An 18,814-nucleotide genomic window follows, 5' to 3' on the forward strand; every position below is an offset into this window, starting at 1 on the left:
AATCAATACCTCGGTAACGAATGAAGAATTTTATTAACATCAGCCTGCGGCGTTCGTGTTCTTTTCGATTCCTCTCTCAAATACTGAATAAGTTTTTCGCTTAATCCATATTTATTATCTATATACTCTAAACTAGCAGTGATACCAAAACCCACAAATAATACAATTATCCCAACAGCGATTATACTTGCCCCTGCAATTGCTCCCGATAATAAAAATGCACCTGTAACCCAAGAACCTGCTGCAATTATTGCTGTTTTCGCCATATCAACAGTCACGTTTCCCAGAAAATCCGCGAAATGGTATTCATCCTTAAATGCCCATTCCAGCCCTCTGTAAATAAATGAGAAAACCAGACAAAATTTAACGCCTTTGACAATGCCATTTTTCAACCCCTGCATACCGATCCCCATGTTGAGCATGGTAGGGTGAGAGGCACCGTAACGGGTTCCGATCACTATCCGTCTGACACCGGCACGACCCGATATTCTGATATAGGTTTTTCCGTTTGCAGCCCTGAATTCTGTTGCTTTTATATCTAATGACCTAAACTCACGGATAAGATTAATTACGCTGGGGGCGTCATGAATGGTACCGGCATAGGGTGACACCGGGTCAGTGTACTTAAAAAGGGTTGAAAACGGGTTTGTCTGCCGGTTACGATCCCTCAGCACCGCCTCCCTGTCACCGCTATTTACGGGGACTGGTGGTTTTATATCTTCAAGAATTTCAACGGCTTGCTCAACTGAAATCAGGGCGTCATATTGCCCGTCTTCCCTGAGTGCTTTTTCCAGCCCGATAGCATCAAAAAATTCGTGCTGAGGCTTAAGTTGGTTTATACCCACATTTCCGCGCAGATAATCCCCCATATATCCATCCCAGGTAGGATTGTTTTTTTTATACGGCACACAATTTCCTTAAAATCATTGAATTTTACTTAATTTTGTTTAATGCCCATATTTAATGTCAATGAATAATCAACATACAGTATGATTTTTTGATTATTTTGCAGATTACATCACTAAATACGTATTTTTCTCAACCGTACGTTTGTGGCCTTTTGTCTGGTTTGCAGTCGCTCCTCAGCCCTTAGACTGGCTGCCCAGTTTTGGCATTGTCCCATTTATCCAGTTTCCGCTGTGCGTCCTGCTGCTGTTCCGGCGTTACCTCACCCTTTGGCTGTCCGGTCATATCAAAGCGACTGCCGCCCAGAGTAAGGGCTTTCAGATACACCACGCGGTTGATGTAGTCGTACAGCCCCTGTTTGATGTGGGAAACGGTAATATCCAGCCCCCGCGCCTCAGCATCCGCAATCATCTGTTCCCTGATACCGATTGCCAGCGGTCTGGCTCCCTGCTCTGTGAATATCGCCCAGTGCTGCGCTATCCGGTCTGTACGGCGCTTTCGTTTCTTAGCGTGTACCTGTGCCTTATTTTTCTCCTGCGGCTGCTGTGGGGCTTCCTGCTGCGTTTTAGCCGGTATTGTCTTACAGGTATCAGGTGCTGGTGGCATCACAGCCGCCGGTTTCTTTTTCAGGGTTAAAATGGGTCTGGTCACGTTTTGTTCCTTAACTCTGCTGTCCATTTTTTTGTATATATATAGGCAAAAGTGACCGACAACGCCGACAAACCGACAATGGGGATACAAATTCTTTATAAATCAGTGCGATAAAATGTTAAATCGTTGTCGGTCAATTGTCGGTCAATCTTCACGACACAACAAAAATAAATTATTTTCTTTATTTTTCATTGTGATAATGATGTTTTCCCATTGTCGGTTTTCGACAACGCTGTCAGCCGGGAATGCCGGATTTTTTGATTTTTGCCTTTGAAATGTTAAATAACGCATTCATTGCCCCGGCTTCTTCGGCGCAAACGTCATAGCCCGCTATCACCATCGCAACGATAAAGGCCACGTTGCGGATATAAAACGGCTCATCAGTATGGCTGAATTTTTCGGCGTTCTCCTGTTCCACGATATGCTTGAATTTATACGATGTAATATATCCGGTTCTACTGATGCGTTTAGTTTTGGCCTGTACAAGGTTATGGCGTGTCAGCCAGCGTAAGCAGCTCTCCACCTCACTGTACTGATTTCATTTTCACTGGTGATTTATACAGTTCATTTTATTGCAAATAATGCAACGTTTATTTTTCACACAGACAAAGAAAACGGCAGAGCCGTTAAGCACCGCCGTTTGAGAAAGGAAATTATGAAAGGTTCCGGAATGGAAAGCCTACTATGCTATGCCCCTGAGAAGAATAAAAGGGGCTAACCTGCCAGTGAAAACATGAGAACCAATTATTTACATTACCACGTACTTATTCATTGTTATCAGCCGAACTATCCCTGTTATTGTACTCATGCAATTGCTTTTTCATGTCGGATATTTCATTTTTTGTTGGCGTTAACCCGACAAACATCGCCATAATCATTAACAAAAAAGAACCTACCAAAATAGCACTGGTCAGAATAGTATCTCCGTTTTTCCAATTATAATTTGCTATCGGTAATAGTATCGCTGCCCAAAAAACCATGAAAAGTGCAACCCGTCCCTGTGCCTTTATTTCCTTTTCATCGACAGACAGGATGCCATTGTTATGTTTTATGTGCCGGTCAAAATATTTAATCTTATCTTTTCTGATTCGCTGCTTACCATTATTTACCGCCCATAGTATGGACTGCTGAAAATCAGGATTTCTTACTCCCAGCATTTTATGAAGCCGTATTTCTTCATTTAATTCCAAAACTAATTTGTCGTGCTCAGGGTAGGCATCGTCCTTCTGATATCCGACATCCGACTCTTTTTTTCTGTCCAGTAATGCGTTGGTTACTGCTTTTAAAATATCTTTAATAATACCGCCAACCATATATCCTCCTGTAACTGCAATGAATACTGTGTTCAGTTTACTGAATCAGTCTCAGATTGGTAGAAAAAGTAGATAACCCTGATGATTTTTACAGAAACTCCCCAGCTTTCCCAGATAACAGCCGAGTCTCCACTGCCTGAAAATTCTTATATAGATATGCAAACAGGGGTTGTCTCGGTTGTCTCAGTTGTCTCAGCTCACTTAACATATTGTTATTTAACGATTTGATTATTTTTTCTGAGACAACTTCGCGATTTTTGGTTGTCTCAGTTTGCTGTTATTTATCCCATGAAATTCATATCCTGATGATTTAATTGATTTAATTTTCCGTTTTCAGGTTGTCTCGGCTTCCGTTTGTGGTTGGCTCAGTCACTATTTACCAGCCAAAACGAAATATCCGGTTATTTTCCGGTTGTCTCAAAATGTCATTTGGTTGTCTCAAAACAGGCTTGTGTTGTCTCAGGGTTGTCTCAGTAATCAGCACCTGTTTATATAAATATCATATAGATATATACCTTAACTACCTACTGAGACAACCGAGACAACCTGTAATTACGATTTTTCCTTATGTGGGTTATTCTTCCTCATCCGGTATCAGCATCATCACGTATGCCCGCTGCTGAGTATTCCCCAGGTGTTTCAGGCGGGGAGTCCGTCCCTGATAGCCCTTCCCTTTGGCTGGTTTCTTTAACATCCCTATCGTTGTCAGTGCTGCCGCAAATGACTCCGCATTAAACCCTTTTGCCATTTCCTGTTTAAATGCGGACGGCAGGGTGTAAAAAATAACCGGCGCATCATCATGACCGCCTTTCCGTTCCCGGTAACCAGCAAGATCACGGACCGGCATATCCCGTTCATCATAGGGTAACGGTGCATATCGGCTCATGCCGTAGGTATTCAGAAAAGCGGTTGCCTGTTCGACTATCTGCTCAATTTCTTTGTTACCGGTGCCGAACTCTGCCAGCCAGATATTAAACACAGCCTGAACCGCATCACGGCAATCCTGCTCACTCCAGCCGGTGATTATCCGTCCTGTCAGTAATGCCGCCTCAACCATCGCGAAACGGTCACTGGCCCGGTGAACCTGTTCCCCGTAATTCGCCGGGATCAGCTTGTTCCATCGTTTCTGTGCTGAGTGGTATGCCTCCCGCGCTTCATCCTTGTGTGCTGACAGGTATTCAATCCAGTGACGACCGGCAGAACCGTAATGAGCGCGGCAGTTTACCTTGATAGTATCAGCGTGGTGCTTGCCGGATTCGCACTCATGCAGCTCAACAGCGCGTTCTATCGGGATATTCAGTAACCGGACCAACTGACCCGCATTGACTTTCACACCGGCATTCAGCAGGTATGTTTCGATATCCTTTTCACCGGTACTTATCGCCACGGTGCGCCAGTTTTCCATAGGGCGGTTTCCACCGTCTTTCGCCCCCTGAATCTTACCTTTGCCGTTAAACAGCGTGTACGCCGATTTATAGACGTGTTTCGGATCTGCCCCCTGTCCGACTTCATCCAGATACAAAAGCCCGTCATTGTGCGCCACGGCCTCATTAGCGATACCGTAGGCGGTGCCGTACCACGTCAGCCGCTGTAAATCCGGGTGCCCGTACAGACTCACCGCCATATCTGCCGTGGTGCTCTTACCGGCAGTGGACTGCGCGTAAATATGAATACCAAAGCTGTCTGCCATAGTGATCCCGGTCATGGGTGCCGCCAGAGCCGCACCGATAGCAAACATCATGAAGATATTGCCGTCCGCCAGCCGTGCCACATCATCCCGCCAGCTCTCCGGCGTTCCACTGACCTGATACGCAGTGGCGGCCGCACTTTGTCCGTTAAACAGTACCGGCTGATCCGGAGTACCGATAACAGAGCCGTCCGGCATGATGTACGCGCCTTGGTGCCAGCCGGATTTATGGGTGATACTCCACGTTTCAAGATGCCGGTGACTGTCCAGCCAGTCGGATAATATGTTTCTCATGGCGGGTTTTGCCGTCACATTAACCCCGGTACGGCGGAGAGACTTCCATCCCTCACGATCCCCCAGCCCCTCATTCGGCAATGCCTTTGTTTTTCCGCGCCCGTATTCAACAATCAGGTAGTGTTCCTCATACTCATTCATGCCCCGCGCTACGGGTTTCATCGGATCAGACAGCCACTGTTCGGGGCGGATAATTTCACCGGTTTCTTTATCCAGTTTCGGTGTGACGTAATACAGCCCTTCTTTCCTGATATCCACAAACGGGATCAGCGGATCCCGCTCTTTCTCGCGGTGATCATCCAGTTTAATCACAACTGATGATGTCATTTCTGCTTCTCCCTGAACCTGATACATCCCCTGATTAAATGCCTGTATTGCGGCATCCAGCCCCTCCGCCTGATACACATCGTTCCAGTCCCCGCTGGTGGCTGGTATAACCACCTGACCGTTAACAGCCCGTGCTGCTGCTTCTGCTTTCTCCCTGCCGGTGTTCACTGTGTTATCTGCGTCATTATCGGCAGCAATGATGAGGGTCGCGTGCGCGTACTGGTCTCGAAAGTCCTTCGCAACGTGGATCAGATTCCCGGCATCTATTGCCGCCACGGTCAGCGCGTCAGGGCAGATTAAGTGACACGTCAGGGCTGTTGCCAGCCCCTCCGCGATAATCACCTCAGAAACATTCTCAGGCGCATTGACGGGGTAGTAACTGCCTTTCTTCGTGCTGTCCGTTAACAGACGTTTCCCGCCGTCCGGCTTAATGGTCTGTGCGCCGGTGACGGTACCGGTCGCATTCATCAGCGGGATCAGGATTGACCCGTCAGGCAGTAACGGCAGCATGAAGCCGGTCAGCCCTTTACCTGCCAGATAAGAGGCTTCGCCCTGCTGAACCTGCGATAACAGACCGCTGTAACGGGCGGTAAAAAGTTTTAACCGCTCTGTTGCGCCACGGGCTTCTTTCTGCTGCTGCGCCGCTCTGTGACTCTCCTGCTGCCCGTTAACCGGAATCTGTTCACTGGCTGGCCGATGGTCTGAACGGGTATCAATACCAATAATCCCGGCGACTTCTTTCGCGGCTTCTGTCACACCCACGCCCAGCACACGCTGAACAAGGTCTAACCCGTCACCTGCGCCGCACTGGTTACAGATAAACGTGCCGTTGCCATCCTTATCATCAAAGCGGAACCGATCTTTTCCACCGCATCCCGGGCACGCTGTATGTGTATTTACCGGCAGATCTGCCCCTACAGCCGACAGTATGCCCTGCCATTGCCCGTTAGCTTTTAGTTTCACAGCCCGGATTAAATCAATGCTCCCCATTGTTCACCTCCGCAAACGGAAAACCGTCACGCTGGTAAATCAGAAATCGTGCATTATCTGCGTTGAGCCTCAAGGCTTCGGCGATATGGGGTAAATACATCAGGGATTCACTGATACGGCGGAGATCATCTTTTGCCTGGCTGTCACTGTAATTTTCACTGTCACACGCCCAAAACGCACACTCCCCCATTGCTTTCAGTCCTGCCATAATCCCGTCACTTGCGCTGACAGAAATCCCCTGAAGTCTTTGCAGCTCCTCCGTACTTAACTGATTCAAATCAGTCCGGATTAAATAATCATGGATATCAGCGGGTTTGATTTCTTTTTTATCAGCCATCATCATGCTCTCCCTGCGTAGGTGTATTCTTTGATGAACTGGTTCAGTGTCATAATTACCGGGCTGTCGAACCCGTCACGGATAAACGTCACCCGGTTAAACTGAACGGACAGGACTAATACCGTGTCACCGTTATTGTGGGTGTAATACTCATTCGGCTGCGGATTACGCATGAGTAGCCTCCATAGCAGAAGTCACACCCTGCTTAATCTGGTTATTCAGGTCACAGGCAATGCCGATTAAATCTAACAGGTGGCGGTCAACCACTTCCTGCTCACAGATATGATCGAAAATCACTTCAAACAGCGTACTGATCTGGCCTGATTTATACTCAGCGTTGAGCAGTGCAATTGATTTATCCATGGCTCACCCCCTGACGGATCCGGGCAGAGAAAAGACACGGCGCATCAGGCAGCATAGAACGGGCTTCCTGTTCGCTGCGGGCTTCAACGGTGAAATATCTGGACTGCTGGCAGGAAAAGAAACGCCATTTAAATTTGGGGTGAGTTTGGGTAGACTTATACATAGCCATATCGTAAGACTCCATTACGTTGTGGTTAGACGCCTCGATAGTGTCTCTAGCACTTCGGGGCGTTGCTGTATTGTATTACAGTTAACATTCTTTATGTATTTCATATTATTTATTAATGAAACACACGTCAACCTTTTTTGTATTTCTTTTTTGCTGTATAGTGAAACACACTTGTATATAGGAGTTTCAAATATGGCAACACCAAACAAAAATGCAAAATCACAGTTAACTACCGTTCGAATCCCACATGACGTTATGGATGGTATGGAAGACGTAAAACAGCCCAATGAAAGCAATGCGGGGTTCATTGTCGCAGCTATGCGCAGCGAGATAGTACGCAGACAAGCCAGCGAAACAGGCAAAGATCCGTTAATGTCGGCACTTGACACTCTTTCCCGCATTGAAGAAATAGGAATTAAAGCCAACGGTGAAATAAAATTACTTCTCAGTGTCGTCCAAGATGAATTACAACGCAAAACCAAGCAATCAACCGAGTAAATATTATTTATACGGTTCAAATCCCGCCCACCAGCGGAAGGTATGGTCATATGACTACACCCAGACTGAGCCAATATCGTTGGCTTTGTGCAAACCCCGGCTGTCAGGATCGCCAGAACCAACCCGATATCGTCGGGGAGCCTCTGAACCAACCCGATATCATCGGGGTAGCTAGTAACTGACCCTCTTGAAGATGGTAAGTCCGTATAGAATTGAATTAAGACAGCCTGCACGCTGTCTTTTTTCTTTTGCGAGTAACCGGCTGTTACGCTCAACCATAGACAATTCTTTACCCATGTTGAGACTGACAATGTAATCATGCTCAATCTGCTGCCTAAATTTTGCGCTCCCCCGTTTTGGGGCGCTCAAATTTTCCACAACGATATAATCGATATTCTCAACAAAACCATATTGTTTAATTCGTCCTTTAATCCAACTCGTATAATCACGCCCAACTTTCAGGAATGAGTGTAATTTACGGCTGCTTACCGTCTGAATTTCTTTCCCGTCAATATTGTTATTAACAACAGGAATTAAATTATCAAAGGTATTAGTCAATCCGTTTTCAGGGTGAGTTTGGCCGCTGCCAGTTAAGGCATTTATTTTTTTCATATTCGATTACCTGTGGTTAATTACGCGGTTTTACGGCTATGCGGATTATTGACGTTATCCACCACCGGCGGATTGCGAACCCACAACAGCACATCACTCAGTAACCATGAAACAGAATTTTTACCCAGCGGCACACGCTTAGGAAATTTATCCTCATTTTCTAACTGCCACCTGCGGGAACGCGACAGGCTTGTTATATGCTCACATTCTTTTTCCCTGATACGGCGATCATATTTCTCACCATATTCATTTAAAATTAGCTGACGTTCTTCCGGTGTTGGCTGGTTAAATTTAATTTTCATATTTCCTGCGCTCCAAAAATAAAAACCCCGCATATTAGCGAGGTTGTATTAAATATATATTAATTGATTTTACTCAGGCTTCCAAGTACCTTTTATCCAGTCCTGAACCTCAGATAAGCGATGTAATTTTGTTTTTGGCCCGATCATAATTCTTTGTGGAAATTCACCTTTATTCTCAAGCTTGCGTATATATTGGCTATTCAATGATGTCAACCATTCGCATTCCTCTATTTTTATTAACCTATCAATCCCATCAAGATTATCCAACTCATCACGAGTTAAAATAGCTATCATTTTTACGCCTCATCTTTTTTAATTAATGAATTAAGGTAATCGACCCACCAGACAAGAGCCTCTTTTTTTTGTTCAATATACTTGCTTCTGTTATATATTCCGGCAACACCAGCTAATGAATGCCCTAATAGCTGCTCAACTACATTATATTCAAAATTGTTATCGCTTAAATTCGTGGCAAGCACTCTTCGCATATCGTGTGCTGTCCAATTTTCTTTGTGGTTTAGTCTTTTCCATAATTGCCCGATAGTTGAGCTAACAGTAGCTTGTTTCATGACAAAGCCGATAACATGAGATCTGTTTTTCGTTGCATTATGAAGTGATAATAACCAATGCCTGAAGTTATCCGGTATAGGTCTGATGATCTCCATACCATTCTTACTATGCTCAGGCGGCACTCTCCACAAATTATTTATAAAGTCCCATTCATCCCATGTTGATAATAGTATTTCTGACATCCTGCACCCAAAAACAACTAAAAACATCAGAATGATTCTATACTCATGTGAAATGATGTGATTATCGTAATCTTTATTAATACACTGCCACAAATCCCGTAATTCATCTTTTGTTAAAACTCTGTTTCTTCTATTGCTTCTTTTGCCAACATCTTCAACTTTTAAATCATCAATCTCATGACTAATTGCATATTTTCTTACCCTGCAATACTTCAGTGCCTGCTGTGATATTCTTAAAATATCACCAGATTGCACAGGGTGATTTCTTTTTATTTTGTCGAAGCATTTAATCCACATAGTTAAAGAACATTCATTCAACGGAATGTCACCAATCTCTTTATAAACATGCTTATAAAAACAAGCCCGGATTGCCTGCGCTGCTTTGCGTTTATTAACGGCATAGTTATTAATCCAGTACTCTATAGCATTTTTAACCGTTACTGGTTTCAGGGTTGCTTCTTTTATTATTTTCAGTTGTATTCTGGGGTCTTTCCCCTCAGCTAACCATGTCCGGCACTTATCCCTTTGCTCTCTTGCTGCTTTTAAACTTAAATCCGGATATTTGCCCAGCGTCAGCCATACAGGTGAACTTTTCCCCCCATGAAGCCGATAGAAAAAAATAAAGCTGATAGTCCCCGTTTTGCTAACTCTGGCTGACAAACCATTACCATCTGCGATAACTTGCTGCTTATCAGTTTGCTTACAGTGTAGTGATTTGAGTTTTTTATCACTAAGTTTATTAACAGCCATCCATAACACCTCTCAATTTGCAATACACGCTGCAATACACAGAGTGTTGCAATGGTCAAAAAAAGTGGAAAAACACGAAAACACCAAAAAATTAAAATATCTTATTTTTCAGATTATTAGTAACAACATGAGCACACCTCACACCCTGTAAAATATGTAGTTTATATACTCACGGTAGATGTTAATTTCATTATCCGGCGACCACAGCGCTGGCTGCCAGTTCGCCATCTGATCACTGAATGAATCCGCCGCGTCATACGGTACTCTGCCACTGCCGGACAGTGCCCCGTACTTCATTTTCGGGGCAGAAGGTGGCAACGGGCGCCCGTCTGCTCCTAAGATTTGTACAGTCATCAGTACCTCACCCTGATTGGACGCCTGCGGGAGATCCTCAGCATGGCCTGTATTGTCTGGATCAGCGCCAGCAAATCACCCAGACTGGTCTGCTGATAGGACACCGATCGCGTCCCGTCACCCTGTGTATAGGAAAATGAAACACCTTTGGCACCGGTTGACAGGTCGATATAGGCCTGCTGCGCCTGAGCGAGTGCCTGTTTTAACTGTGCATCACTCATGCCGGTAAGCAGCGTGGTAATTCGTGACATTGACACTCCTTATGGCAAAAGCTGGGATATCCGCTTCCGCTGAGGTTTTTCGTTGGTTTCCTCCGGGATGATTGCTCCCGGGAAGCGAAGATTGATTTTGGTCTGAGGCTCTGCCGGCGGTTCAATAAGCCGCTCCGGATTACCGGAAACAGCATCAGCCAGCGCATTGAGTTTGAGGCCCATATACATCAGGCTGCACAGGGCGGCATAGCTGTACACACGGCAGTCCAGTGCTTCGTTGGCCCGCCCCGGTATCTGCTCCCAGACCCGGTACCGCTGACCGCCGGAGACTTTTATCACTGATCGCTCTGCCAGCAGCTGACCGAAATACTGCAAATCCCGGTCAACCGGAAAGTGCATATACGCCGGTGCCGGTTCACCGGCTGCCGGTGGTTCCAGATGCAGACGACCGCGCACCGCATCTTTTGCCGCGTTCACGCCGATAATCACCGGTTTAAATCCGGCCTTCGAACGGGATGTGATGCGTTTTGTCGGCCAGATCGGTGAGCGTTTACCGCCACGGGCGGATTCACCTTTGATAGCCCACAATCTGCGACCAAGACGCGCTTTACAGAAATCATAAACCGCCTGGGTGTGGTGACCGCCGGAGTCCATGCAGGCCGCCATAATGGCAAACCCGCGACCATCGGAACGCCGCCAGATTTGTTTCAGGTATGCATCGAGGCGATCCCACGGCTCCGGTGTTTCCAGATCCCCCTCAATCACATCGTGTGCAACTGACCAGCTTTCCTCACTGCGACCCCAGCCGACCACCTCAATTTCAAAACGGTCATCCTGTGTATCAATACCGGCAGTCAGCAGAGTGACACCGTCCGGTACTTCCGCCGCCCACACCTCACAGCGTTCCAGCAGTTTTTGCTCACTCAGGGCTTTTTCGCCCCGGTCCTCATATGGCTCACCGAGAACCAGGTTGATAAAGGTCTGCCGCATCAGCGGATCATCTTTCACCCGCAGCCATTCTTTCACCAGATTCGGCCAGGACGCATTCGGGAACAGACTGTACGCAGCCCAGATGTGAAATCCGGCGTGACCGGTAAACGGCTTTTCAGCGCGCCATTCCCCGTTTTTAATCATCAGCGATTTGTCGCTGTCGTGAATAACACATCCATTGTGGCGGCAGACGTAATAGGCGGTATCCGGCAGGCCGTTACCGTCAGCATCCTTATCCCACTTCATGCCGTAAGGCGTATCGGGACCGCCCCATTCCAGAATCTGAAACTCGCCGCAGTGCGGACACGGTACCCAGTAGTGCCGCTGATCACTTTCGTTATAGGCTTTCTCGATACGGCTGACATTCTTTACGGTCGGCGTTGAACCGAGGCCGATTTTCCGGTTCCAGAATGTTTCCGAGCGTTTGATACCCAGAGCAATCTGGTCACCCTCCGAACCGGCACCGCCGGACGGATAACCGTCCACTTCATCAAACAGGATGATCCGGCAGGTGATACGACGAAACCCGCCGGGTGAGTTTGCACCCACCAGCGTCAAATTGGCTCCGTTGGAAAACTGCTTCTTAAGGATAGTCTGGCCGCTGTCTTTTGCTTTGGCCTCACCGGCGATGGCTTTCAGTGCCGGGGTATCGCGCAGCATCGGCGCAATTTCGGTCTTACTGTAATCCTCCGCATCCTCCACACGGGGCTGAACCACCAGAATAGGGGACGGGTCATGCGACAGATAGTAAGCAACCACATGGTCGAGAATTTTGGTATACCCGACACGGGCGGATTTCATCACGGACACCTGGGTTACCGACGGATCGGTAAAGGCATCCATAATGCCGTCCTGATATTTAAATGACCGGAAGCGGCCGGTCTGTGCGGCGTTCTCTTTCGACAGCACCGCGTATTTGTTCGCCCACTCGCTCAGCGATAAGGCTTCCGGAGGTCTGACGACAGCGCGTTTCTGACTCAGTGCACGGGTGAATTGTTGCCATGCATTATCCCCCCTGTTCACTGTGGTCAAGGCTCAATTCCTCCATCGCCTCATGAATGATATCCTGCAGCGCGGCCACAAACTCTGTATCAGAGGAAGTCAGTGCCAGCGACCGCAGGCGGGGACCGTGTTCAGGGGCTATCGCAATCAGGCGGGTACGCATGGCGTGATACTCCCCGCCCACTTTATCGATCATGTCCTGCCACGGCAGCACCTGTCCGGATTCCTTTTCGTACTCCAGCCGGGCCAGCTCAGCAAAGTAGTGCTCTTTGATGGCCCTGGATTCTTCCAGCGGACGAACGGCTATTTCACCGGAAACCAGTCGGGCATAAACAGATTCGGCGCGCTGCTGAAAATCGCCTTTTTCTTTCGCCGGTTTCTTCTCCGGAGCATCAGATTTTTTCACCGCATTCTTCGTGCGCGGATCTTTGCTGTCCCGGTACTTTTTCAGATTCCGGTCACTGGCCTCCACGTCGATTTCATCCCCGGCCATCACGATATATTTTCCGGCCTTTATCCACCGGGTGATCGTCTTACGGTTCACATCCGCATGCTTCGCATAGTCGGAAATATTCATCGTGGTCATGGGACATTTTCCTGCTGACGTGGGACATCGGGACACATGGGACATTGCGCGGGACATGTCCCACATTTTATGGGACACAAAACTCAGAAATTTTTTACGTAACTTTTTGAATCAGAAATGAAAGTACCCTCCCGCTGTCATGGGACATGGGACACAAAATCAAAATTTCACAGCTAGCCGCAGAACGCGGCGCGCAATGACCCGTGTTGTAATTATCGCTGGTAAGGACCCAAAAAATAATTACGGAACATATAGATAGCATCACTGTTGCGGAACATAAAATTCACCATAATTCTGGCGGCAAAATCCTTCATACGCAGCGACGGCATCTTCAATCCTGTCGAATCGCCCAATGGTGTATTTCTTTTTATTCATCTGCGCTCTCGCCTTCCACTTCTGTCGCGAAGGTTCCCAGAAGACCCCTTTGAAGCCTGACTTGTTTTTCTTGCCAACTTCAACGTTTCTCTGGTTCTCTTCATTGGATGCTTCACGTAGATTAGAAACTCGGTTGTCAGTCTTTACCCTGTTAATATGGTCAAGCATACCGACAGGCCAGCACCCATAAACATATAGCCAGGCTAACCGGTGTGCTCGGTATTGCTTACCATCTACGCCTATGGTGACATACCCATTCGATAGTGACCCTGCAACACCTCTACGCCTGCTGCCCCAACTTAAATCAGGTAGCCAGGTAAATACACCGGTATCAGGGTTATAGTCGAGCAGTTCCCTGAGTCTGCTTTGAGTAAGCTTTCCCATGTGGTTATTACGCCTCGTATTGTGGATGCGGCAAAGCCTCCCGCAGTATTGCAGGATGCTGATTTTTATTGGTGGGGAGGTGTGACTATCTGGCCGTCCGTATCGCCTCTGCTATCGCCCGGTTAATCTCCTGCGGCAACAGCGCCTGTGTCATTTTCATTGCCCTGTCCTGGTATCCCAGCACGGGTTCAACAGGCAGAGCATCACCGAACCGGATTAACAGTTTCGGCATCGGTTGTTTCTTTCTGTCTCTGCGCGTTCCGTTAGGTGACCGCTGCAGACGCTTCCGGCCTTTCTTGCCCTTCTTTGCTTTCTTGCCCTTCTTCGCTTTCTTCCGTTGCCACACGCCATTAACACCACCGACATCACCGATGAAGGTGTTTTCTTTGCTCTTAAGGCTGGAAAGCTTATTACGTGGCAGGTTGCCGTATTTGTTCAGTTTGATGTCTTTCGGATTCAGTAGCGCGGATCCGTTGAGTTTATGCACCCCGCCTATCTCAAACGGCTCAAGGTATGCAGCGGCAGTATTCATCACGAATACTTTCGCTTTCAGGTCGCTTTTTCTGGCACCACGGCTTTTAACACTCTTCACCGTGAATGGAGTCGGATTCTCCAGGTGTCGCTGCATTGCCACTTTCTGCGCATCTTCAATCTTTCTGACAACAGCTGTCATAGCCTGAGCGGTAGCAAAGGGTATCTGCTTCCGCAGAGTTCGGAGCGGATTGCTCAGGTCTGTGAGATTTGCCATGATGAGACCTTATTTATATAAATTTTTCACACCAAACAGGCACGCCAATGAAAAAGCTATCTTCTAAATCTGCTGGTGACGCAGGTGAATATTATATTGCATACATGCTTTCCCGACTCGGGATAAGCTCCGCATTAACCACAAGCGGAACCAGCGCGGTTGATATTATTGCCACAATTGATGGTTCTAAGAGTATCAGCGTGCAAGTAAAGGCGTCCTGGGCACGTACAGCCCCCAGACAATGGATGGTAGGAAAGAATAAACCACACGCCTCTGATTCACTTTTCTATATTTTTTGTAACTTATCCGAAGATATCCATAATGACCGCACGCCAGAGGTATTCATTGTCCCAAGTCGCGATGTTTTAATGAAATCGACATGGCAGCATCAGGTCCCGTTGTTCAAAGTATCAAAAGAATTCGAGTCTGCTTATCAAGATAAATGGGATGTGATAATAAGAGCTTTGTCATAACGAATAAGTATAGCCTTGCTGCACTACCAATTAAAAAAGCCCACTCAGTGAGCAGGCTTTGTGATGGGTTATCTATGTATAAACCCTACTATTTATCCGGGTATTTAACTTTTGTTTAAGTTTCGTCCGTTACTATTGCGAGGATTGCTCTGACACCAGACACAATCATCTGACTATTATTTATCTATTAAATCGCACGACCTCTGATTTACTTTTCAGCCCTGTTCCTCAAGGTTCAGGGCTTTTTTTTATCTGAAAAAGCTCAGAGATTGCAAAACCTGTTTGTGCTATCACGGTTACCAGAAATTAACCCGCGAAAGTATCTTCTTCGCTTTTTTTCAGGTATTTAATGTAGTTTCGGGAAAACATACGTAAATATAATCGCTTATCCATAACCGGACTTTCCAGTAACAGCACTGCACTGGCTCCCATATTGTCACTGAGACTCGCTGCAATTTCGAAACGGGTTTCATCAAAGTTATAACGGTTCGCAAGTTCAATCGCCGTATTAAGATCCGCGGAATCAGAGTTCATCACTTTTCCGAACGTTAGCGTGTAAATTTCCACACCATGATCAAAATACATATCGATACGGGGTTCTCCCGTAAACGGGTCGAGATCATTATAGATATCCGCTTTCCATGCTTCTTCATCAGAAAACGTTTTAATATTGAACCCCATAAGCTCAATGATAGTCTGTCTATCATAGACCTTATCACCTAATTCAAAATCAGATTCAAAAACATTACGGGAACGGTTTATATATGCCACGATCTTCTTACCATCGATCTCACGAATGGGCTCAACAAGGTAATCTTCCGGTTTTGTACCATCATACATTGCCGCCAGACGCTTAGCTGTTTCAATATCACCTGCTTCCTGGGCGGCCGCTTTACGCTCAGCCACACGATCCATAATAGCCAAAAAAACAGGGGTAAATTTAGGGGCAGTACCAAGATTGACTGACATAATACATCCTTATGTGTTAATAAAATTGTTCAATATTAAGCTGTATTAATATACAGCATGTTAATACCATCTGATAATCGGCTCCGGAACCCAGATACTACCAATTACATACCATTCAATCTCACATTGTTTAAGTTTCATTTAACTTAAACTGATACAGTCGATTGTGAACAATTGAATTGTGATTATGAGTTACTTCCCAGCTTGCCCCTTTCCTTGGTTATGGGGCTATTTTTTGCTCTCTCCGCTTCTATCTCCCGTATTGCCCGCTCAAGGTGCTGAATCTGTCCATACAGGAAATGTGCAAGCTCAGCCCAGCAAAACCCACCGCGCCTCATTGTCAGCTCGAATGACTGGTCGGCACCATATCTCCGCGCATAGTCTTTGTATGCAGTCTTGGCTATATCAATATCAATTTCGCGAAGGCTGGTTTGCTGAACTGGTACTTTTTTGCCGTTCATTCTCAATCTCCCGTATTGCCCGCTTATCGTGATTGCAATCTGATATCGACTTCATTGCGTCTGTCAGTAATAGGACTGCGTCACCATATGTCATGCCATCAGGTATTTCAGGAAGCTGGCAATCTGCTGTGAGAACCAAAGGAATAGGTTCTGGTGGTGCTACTATATATTTAGTTGCGTCCCCTACGTTTTTGACAGAAATAATCAGAGTGCCAATAAATCCGAATGTGTTTACAAAAACAATTAATGCCAGCAGGAGCTTCATTTTTTTTGAATTCATTTCCGCATACGTTTTCATTGCATCAGAAGCAATCAAACTAAACGCAATCACAGCCATAACAAAAAAAGAAATTGAGCTAAGAAAATACAAAACGTAACTCATCATTCCTCCTTGTGAGGAAAAATAATAATCAGAAAATAAATAGACGCCTGCCGTTAAAACAACGACTGAAGCTAGTAACCCTACGGACTCGCGGAAATAGGCTTTTATTTTTTCCATTCTCTGTATTCCATTAATATTTTGAGAACTTATTCTATCTAATCACCATACAAGCATCCATCATTTAACACATTGAGTATTTATATACCCCTGCAACCCTTTGATCATCTGCTTTGACTCTGCAATTCGCTCTCTGAGTAACCAATAATTTCGGATAGCGGTGTCAGTAGGTCGGGCGGTGGCTGCATCATCCATGCCGGTGGCGGTATCGCTGCCGATCTTTGAACAACTGGCTCTGATGTACACCCGCTCAGGGTTACGGTCAGCAGCAACACGCAGCCGGTCAATTTCAGTTTTTGCATTTGCCAGTTCCTGTGTGTGCCTGGTGTCGAGTTCGTGAAGTTTCTGTGTTCGTTCCTGATAGTCTTTGTTGATGGCGACCTGTTCAGCAAACTGAGAGGACAACCGCCTGTAGTTATCTTTCAGGCCACCGTACAGATGCAGGGTAAGCAGCAGGCCGATGAGCAGTATTCCGCAGACTCCGGGCAGAGCCTTAGTCAGCAGAGTCATCATTCATTTAACCTCGCCTGCTCTTCCATCAGTGGTTTGTGAAAGTTTTTATTATAAATGCCCTGTAGTGAATCTTTTCTCTGGTGGTAATCCCAACCCATGGAAATAAACACCGTATTCGCCCGCTGTAATTCCGTGATGGCTTTAATCTGCCATCGGGTCAAATAATCACGAATGGCCTCGTCCTTCCCGATGTCATTCTCTTTTTTGAATTTGGCTGATTTTTTACCCAGGACAATACCGTTTATCATGTCGGCCTCGGTGCTGTAATGAAAATACTCTGTTTCTTTCCCTTCCTGCTCCCGGCTTGATTTCAGCGCGTCTGACATCGGGCGGTACTCCACTCTGGCAACATCGCGCTGATGCCGGATTTCCGCTTCTTTTTCCGCTTTCTCACGGAACCGGATGAAGCTGTCAACCAACCGAACCTGTCCGTCTTTGGCTTTCTCTCCGCCGATAAATGGCATCACGATCAGAAAACCGCGTTCAGTCAGTTCATAGCACGGCAATTCCTTCCGCTGCTTTGAGATATATGAGGAGGGCTTGAAATCAAGCTCTCCTAAATGACCGCTGTCAATCAGACTTCGGACATCCTGCAGAACATTTTTATGCTGACGACCGAATTCGTCAGCGATCACATCTGTGGTTACTACCGGCTGACCATTTGATTTTTTAATTAAATGTTTCATAAACGTATTTCCTATAGAGACAGAGTCTGCTGACATAGAAACACCGCCCCGAGAGAGGTCGCCACCTTTAGCGATATTTCTCAGGCTCTGTTTCTGTAAGCTCTCAGTTGAATTTTGCGCATGTCAGTGCGCTGAAAAATAAAAGCCCTGAGCAATGTCAGGGCTGGTCATCTTATGACTCTTTCACTGACAGATCGGCATTACCTACCGGCAGTGGGCGGGTATCCAGTGGTACACCTGACGGCCAGCGGTAACCGGTAACACGGTCAGTTTTGAATGCCTTGATATTTACCGCATCTGACTGATTACCGCCCAGCACCATCAGGTTACCGGATTCTGTCTTACCGACCACAAAGCCAACATGACCGCCGCCGGTGCGGGAGAATGTGACGATACAGCCATACACAGGCTCTTTCAGTGCGTCACCGAACGCCAGATATGAGCGGGAAGAATCAGAACGGGTCGAACGAATACCGGCACGTTCCAGGCAGGCATTCACAAATCCGGCACACCACGGCGTTTCACGCGCAGTGCCAACCAGCCCGCGCAGTTTGCTGTCAATCCACATCTGGTCTACTGCTGCAGAACCAGCTGCTGTGTGTTCTGATACG

General features: G+C 46.6%; 26 protein-coding genes. 2 read left to right on the forward strand and 24 right to left on the reverse strand.

Annotated elements, in window-relative coordinates; translation table 11 throughout:
- Positions 1-2 precede the first annotated feature (2 nt).
- The 9 genes from N7387_RS13590 to N7387_RS13630 form a co-directional block, all read right to left on the reverse strand.
- On the reverse strand, positions 3-908 hold the full coding sequence (locus tag N7387_RS13590; protein ID WP_279799621.1) for a hypothetical protein: 906 nt from the start codon (positions 906-908) through the stop codon (positions 3-5).
- Positions 909-1,089: 181 nt separating this feature from the next.
- Positions 1,090-1,557, reverse strand: a complete 468-nt coding sequence (locus tag N7387_RS13595) for a ProQ/FINO family protein (protein ID WP_279799622.1) — start codon at positions 1,555-1,557, stop codon at positions 1,090-1,092.
- 235 nt (positions 1,558-1,792) lie between these two features.
- Positions 1,793-1,975, reverse strand: coding sequence for a hypothetical protein (locus N7387_RS13600; RefSeq protein WP_279799623.1), 183 nt, complete (start codon positions 1,973-1,975; stop codon positions 1,793-1,795).
- Positions 1,976-2,321: 346 nt separating this feature from the next.
- Positions 2,322-2,870 carry a hypothetical protein gene (locus N7387_RS13605; protein WP_279799624.1) on the reverse strand — a complete coding sequence of 183 codons (549 nt, stop codon included), beginning with the start codon at positions 2,868-2,870 and terminating at the stop codon, positions 2,322-2,324.
- Positions 2,871-3,444: 574 nt separating this feature from the next.
- The gene (locus N7387_RS13610; RefSeq protein ID WP_279799625.1) at positions 3,445-6,168 is read right to left on the reverse strand and encodes a TOPRIM and DUF927 domain-containing protein; all 2,724 of its coding nucleotides are present in this window, start codon (positions 6,166-6,168) and stop codon (positions 3,445-3,447) included.
- The gene (locus N7387_RS13615; RefSeq protein ID WP_279799626.1) at positions 6,155-6,511 is read right to left on the reverse strand and encodes a hypothetical protein; all 357 of its coding nucleotides are present in this window, start codon (positions 6,509-6,511) and stop codon (positions 6,155-6,157) included. The genes N7387_RS13610 and N7387_RS13615 overlap by 14 nt, the downstream gene beginning before the upstream one ends.
- Positions 6,508-6,678 carry a DUF4222 domain-containing protein gene (locus N7387_RS13620; protein WP_279799627.1) on the reverse strand — a complete coding sequence of 57 codons (171 nt, stop codon included), beginning with the start codon at positions 6,676-6,678 and terminating at the stop codon, positions 6,508-6,510. Before N7387_RS13620 ends, N7387_RS13615 begins: the two co-directional genes overlap by 4 nt.
- Entirely contained in the window at positions 6,671-6,868 is a 198-nt protein-coding gene (locus N7387_RS13625) for a hypothetical protein (protein ID WP_279799628.1), read from the reverse strand. The genes N7387_RS13620 and N7387_RS13625 overlap by 8 nt, the downstream gene beginning before the upstream one ends.
- Positions 6,861-7,037 carry a host cell division inhibitor Icd-like protein gene (locus tag N7387_RS13630; RefSeq protein ID WP_279799630.1) on the reverse strand — a complete coding sequence of 59 codons (177 nt, stop codon included), beginning with the start codon at positions 7,035-7,037 and terminating at the stop codon, positions 6,861-6,863. The genes N7387_RS13625 and N7387_RS13630 overlap by 8 nt, the downstream gene beginning before the upstream one ends.
- Positions 7,038-7,229: 192 nt before the next feature.
- On the opposite strand from N7387_RS13630, the gene N7387_RS13635 reads away from it, so the two are divergent.
- Positions 7,230-7,535, forward strand: coding sequence for a YlcI/YnfO family protein (locus tag N7387_RS13635; protein ID WP_279799632.1), 306 nt, complete (start codon positions 7,230-7,232; stop codon positions 7,533-7,535).
- 171 nt (positions 7,536-7,706) lie between these two features.
- Here N7387_RS13635 and N7387_RS13640 read toward each other — a convergent pair whose 3' ends face one another.
- The 10 genes from N7387_RS13640 to N7387_RS13685 all read right to left on the reverse strand — a co-directional run bounded on the left by N7387_RS13640 (position 7,707) and on the right by N7387_RS13685 (position 14,602).
- The gene (locus N7387_RS13640) at positions 7,707-8,147 is read right to left on the reverse strand and encodes an antA/AntB antirepressor family protein (RefSeq protein ID WP_347815236.1); all 441 of its coding nucleotides are present in this window, start codon (positions 8,145-8,147) and stop codon (positions 7,707-7,709) included.
- 20 nt (positions 8,148-8,167) lie between these two features.
- Complete coding sequence (locus N7387_RS13645; RefSeq protein WP_279799634.1) at positions 8,168-8,449, reverse strand: AlpA family phage regulatory protein; 282 nt, start codon at positions 8,447-8,449, stop codon at positions 8,168-8,170.
- A gap of 69 nt (positions 8,450-8,518) precedes the next feature.
- Positions 8,519-8,743: an AlpA family phage regulatory protein gene (locus N7387_RS13650; RefSeq protein ID WP_279799636.1), complete on the reverse strand. Its 225-nt coding sequence runs from the start codon at positions 8,741-8,743 to the stop codon at positions 8,519-8,521.
- Between the two features lie 2 nt (positions 8,744-8,745).
- A complete protein-coding gene (locus N7387_RS13655) occupies positions 8,746-9,951 on the reverse strand; it encodes a site-specific integrase (RefSeq protein ID WP_279799637.1) in 1,206 nt (401 codons plus the stop codon).
- A gap of 138 nt (positions 9,952-10,089) precedes the next feature.
- Entirely contained in the window at positions 10,090-10,305 is a 216-nt protein-coding gene (locus N7387_RS13660) for a hypothetical protein (protein ID WP_279799639.1), read from the reverse strand.
- A complete protein-coding gene (gene gpW, locus N7387_RS13665; RefSeq protein ID WP_274371019.1) occupies positions 10,305-10,556 on the reverse strand; it encodes a gpW family head-tail joining protein in 252 nt (83 codons plus the stop codon). Before gpW ends, N7387_RS13660 begins: the two co-directional genes overlap by 1 nt.
- Positions 10,557-10,565: 9 nt before the next feature.
- Positions 10,566-12,530, reverse strand: coding sequence for a phage terminase large subunit family protein (locus N7387_RS13670; RefSeq protein ID WP_347815237.1), 1,965 nt, complete (start codon positions 12,528-12,530; stop codon positions 10,566-10,568).
- Positions 12,514-13,095, reverse strand: a complete 582-nt coding sequence (locus N7387_RS13675; protein ID WP_262860932.1) for an RNA polymerase subunit sigma-70 — start codon at positions 13,093-13,095, stop codon at positions 12,514-12,516. Before N7387_RS13675 ends, N7387_RS13670 begins: the two co-directional genes overlap by 17 nt.
- A 261-nt stretch (positions 13,096-13,356) precedes the next feature.
- Positions 13,357-13,854 (reverse strand): HNH endonuclease, encoded by a 498-nt coding sequence (locus tag N7387_RS13680; protein WP_279799644.1) that lies wholly within the window; start codon positions 13,852-13,854, stop codon positions 13,357-13,359.
- An 85-nt stretch (positions 13,855-13,939) separates the two neighbouring features.
- Positions 13,940-14,602: a hypothetical protein gene (locus N7387_RS13685; protein ID WP_279799646.1), complete on the reverse strand. Its 663-nt coding sequence runs from the start codon at positions 14,600-14,602 to the stop codon at positions 13,940-13,942.
- A gap of 47 nt (positions 14,603-14,649) precedes the next feature.
- Between N7387_RS13685 and N7387_RS13690 the strand changes: the two genes are divergently transcribed.
- Complete coding sequence (locus N7387_RS13690; RefSeq protein WP_279799648.1) at positions 14,650-15,075, forward strand: hypothetical protein; 426 nt, start codon at positions 14,650-14,652, stop codon at positions 15,073-15,075.
- Between the two features lie 306 nt (positions 15,076-15,381).
- Here the strand turns inward: N7387_RS13690 and N7387_RS13695 are convergent, their stop codons facing one another.
- The 5 genes from N7387_RS13695 to N7387_RS13715 form a co-directional block, all read right to left on the reverse strand.
- Positions 15,382-16,044: a hypothetical protein gene (locus N7387_RS13695; protein WP_279799650.1), complete on the reverse strand. Its 663-nt coding sequence runs from the start codon at positions 16,042-16,044 to the stop codon at positions 15,382-15,384.
- A gap of 411 nt (positions 16,045-16,455) precedes the next feature.
- Entirely contained in the window at positions 16,456-17,004 is a 549-nt protein-coding gene (locus N7387_RS13700) for a hypothetical protein (RefSeq protein ID WP_279799652.1), read from the reverse strand.
- Positions 17,005-17,064: 60 nt separating this feature from the next.
- Complete coding sequence (locus tag N7387_RS13705; RefSeq protein ID WP_279799662.1) at positions 17,065-17,514, reverse strand: lysis protein; 450 nt, start codon at positions 17,512-17,514, stop codon at positions 17,065-17,067.
- A complete protein-coding gene (locus N7387_RS13710; protein ID WP_279799654.1) occupies positions 17,514-18,203 on the reverse strand; it encodes a Rha family transcriptional regulator in 690 nt (229 codons plus the stop codon). The genes N7387_RS13705 and N7387_RS13710 overlap by 1 nt, the downstream gene beginning before the upstream one ends.
- 172 nt (positions 18,204-18,375) lie before the next feature.
- Positions 18,376-18,814: TIGR02594 family protein (locus tag N7387_RS13715; protein WP_279799656.1), on the reverse strand; the 439-nt coding region annotated here is incomplete at its 5' end.

The organism is Morganella sp. GD04133, assembly GCF_029835375.1.
Lineage (GTDB): Bacteria > Pseudomonadota > Gammaproteobacteria > Enterobacterales > Enterobacteriaceae > Morganella > Morganella morganii_B.

Coding starts and splice junctions, on each gene's coding strand:
- N7387_RS13680 (WP_279799644.1), bottom strand. CDS start 13,854: ATGGGAAAGCTTACTCAAAGCAGACTCAGGGAACTGCTCGACTATAAC.
- N7387_RS13690 (WP_279799648.1), top strand. CDS start 14,650: ATGAAAAAGCTATCTTCTAAATCTGCTGGTGACGCAGGTGAATATTAT.
- N7387_RS13630 (WP_279799630.1), bottom strand. CDS start 7,037: ATGGCTATGTATAAGTCTACCCAAACTCACCCCAAATTTAAATGGCGT.
- N7387_RS13710 (WP_279799654.1), bottom strand. CDS start 18,203: ATGAAACATTTAATTAAAAAATCAAATGGTCAGCCGGTAGTAACCACA.
- N7387_RS13645 (WP_279799634.1), bottom strand. CDS start 8,449: ATGAAAATTAAATTTAACCAGCCAACACCGGAAGAACGTCAGCTAATT.
- N7387_RS13675 (WP_262860932.1), bottom strand. CDS start 13,095: ATGACCACGATGAATATTTCCGACTATGCGAAGCATGCGGATGTGAAC.
- N7387_RS13700 (WP_279799652.1), bottom strand. CDS start 17,004: ATGGAAAAAATAAAAGCCTATTTCCGCGAGTCCGTAGGGTTACTAGCT.
- N7387_RS13625 (WP_279799628.1), bottom strand. CDS start 6,868: ATGGATAAATCAATTGCACTGCTCAACGCTGAGTATAAATCAGGCCAG.
- N7387_RS13610 (WP_279799625.1), bottom strand. CDS start 6,168: ATGGGGAGCATTGATTTAATCCGGGCTGTGAAACTAAAAGCTAACGGG.
- N7387_RS13605 (WP_279799624.1), bottom strand. CDS start 2,870: ATGGTTGGCGGTATTATTAAAGATATTTTAAAAGCAGTAACCAACGCA.
- N7387_RS13660 (WP_279799639.1), bottom strand. CDS start 10,305: ATGACTGTACAAATCTTAGGAGCAGACGGGCGCCCGTTGCCACCTTCT.
- N7387_RS13640 (WP_347815236.1), bottom strand. CDS start 8,147: ATGAAAAAAATAAATGCCTTAACTGGCAGCGGCCAAACTCACCCTGAA.
- N7387_RS13655 (WP_279799637.1), bottom strand. CDS start 9,951: ATGGCTGTTAATAAACTTAGTGATAAAAAACTCAAATCACTACACTGT.
- N7387_RS13620 (WP_279799627.1), bottom strand. CDS start 6,678: ATGCGTAATCCGCAGCCGAATGAGTATTACACCCACAATAACGGTGAC.
- N7387_RS13615 (WP_279799626.1), bottom strand. CDS start 6,511: ATGATGATGGCTGATAAAAAAGAAATCAAACCCGCTGATATCCATGAT.
- gpW (WP_274371019.1), bottom strand. CDS start 10,556: ATGTCACGAATTACCACGCTGCTTACCGGCATGAGTGATGCACAGTTA.
- N7387_RS13705 (WP_279799662.1), bottom strand. CDS start 17,514: ATGACTCTGCTGACTAAGGCTCTGCCCGGAGTCTGCGGAATACTGCTC.
- N7387_RS13650 (WP_279799636.1), bottom strand. CDS start 8,743: ATGATAGCTATTTTAACTCGTGATGAGTTGGATAATCTTGATGGGATT.
- N7387_RS13695 (WP_279799650.1), bottom strand. CDS start 16,044: ATGTCAGTCAATCTTGGTACTGCCCCTAAATTTACCCCTGTTTTTTTG.
- N7387_RS13685 (WP_279799646.1), bottom strand. CDS start 14,602: ATGGCAAATCTCACAGACCTGAGCAATCCGCTCCGAACTCTGCGGAAG.
- N7387_RS13635 (WP_279799632.1), top strand. CDS start 7,230: ATGGCAACACCAAACAAAAATGCAAAATCACAGTTAACTACCGTTCGA.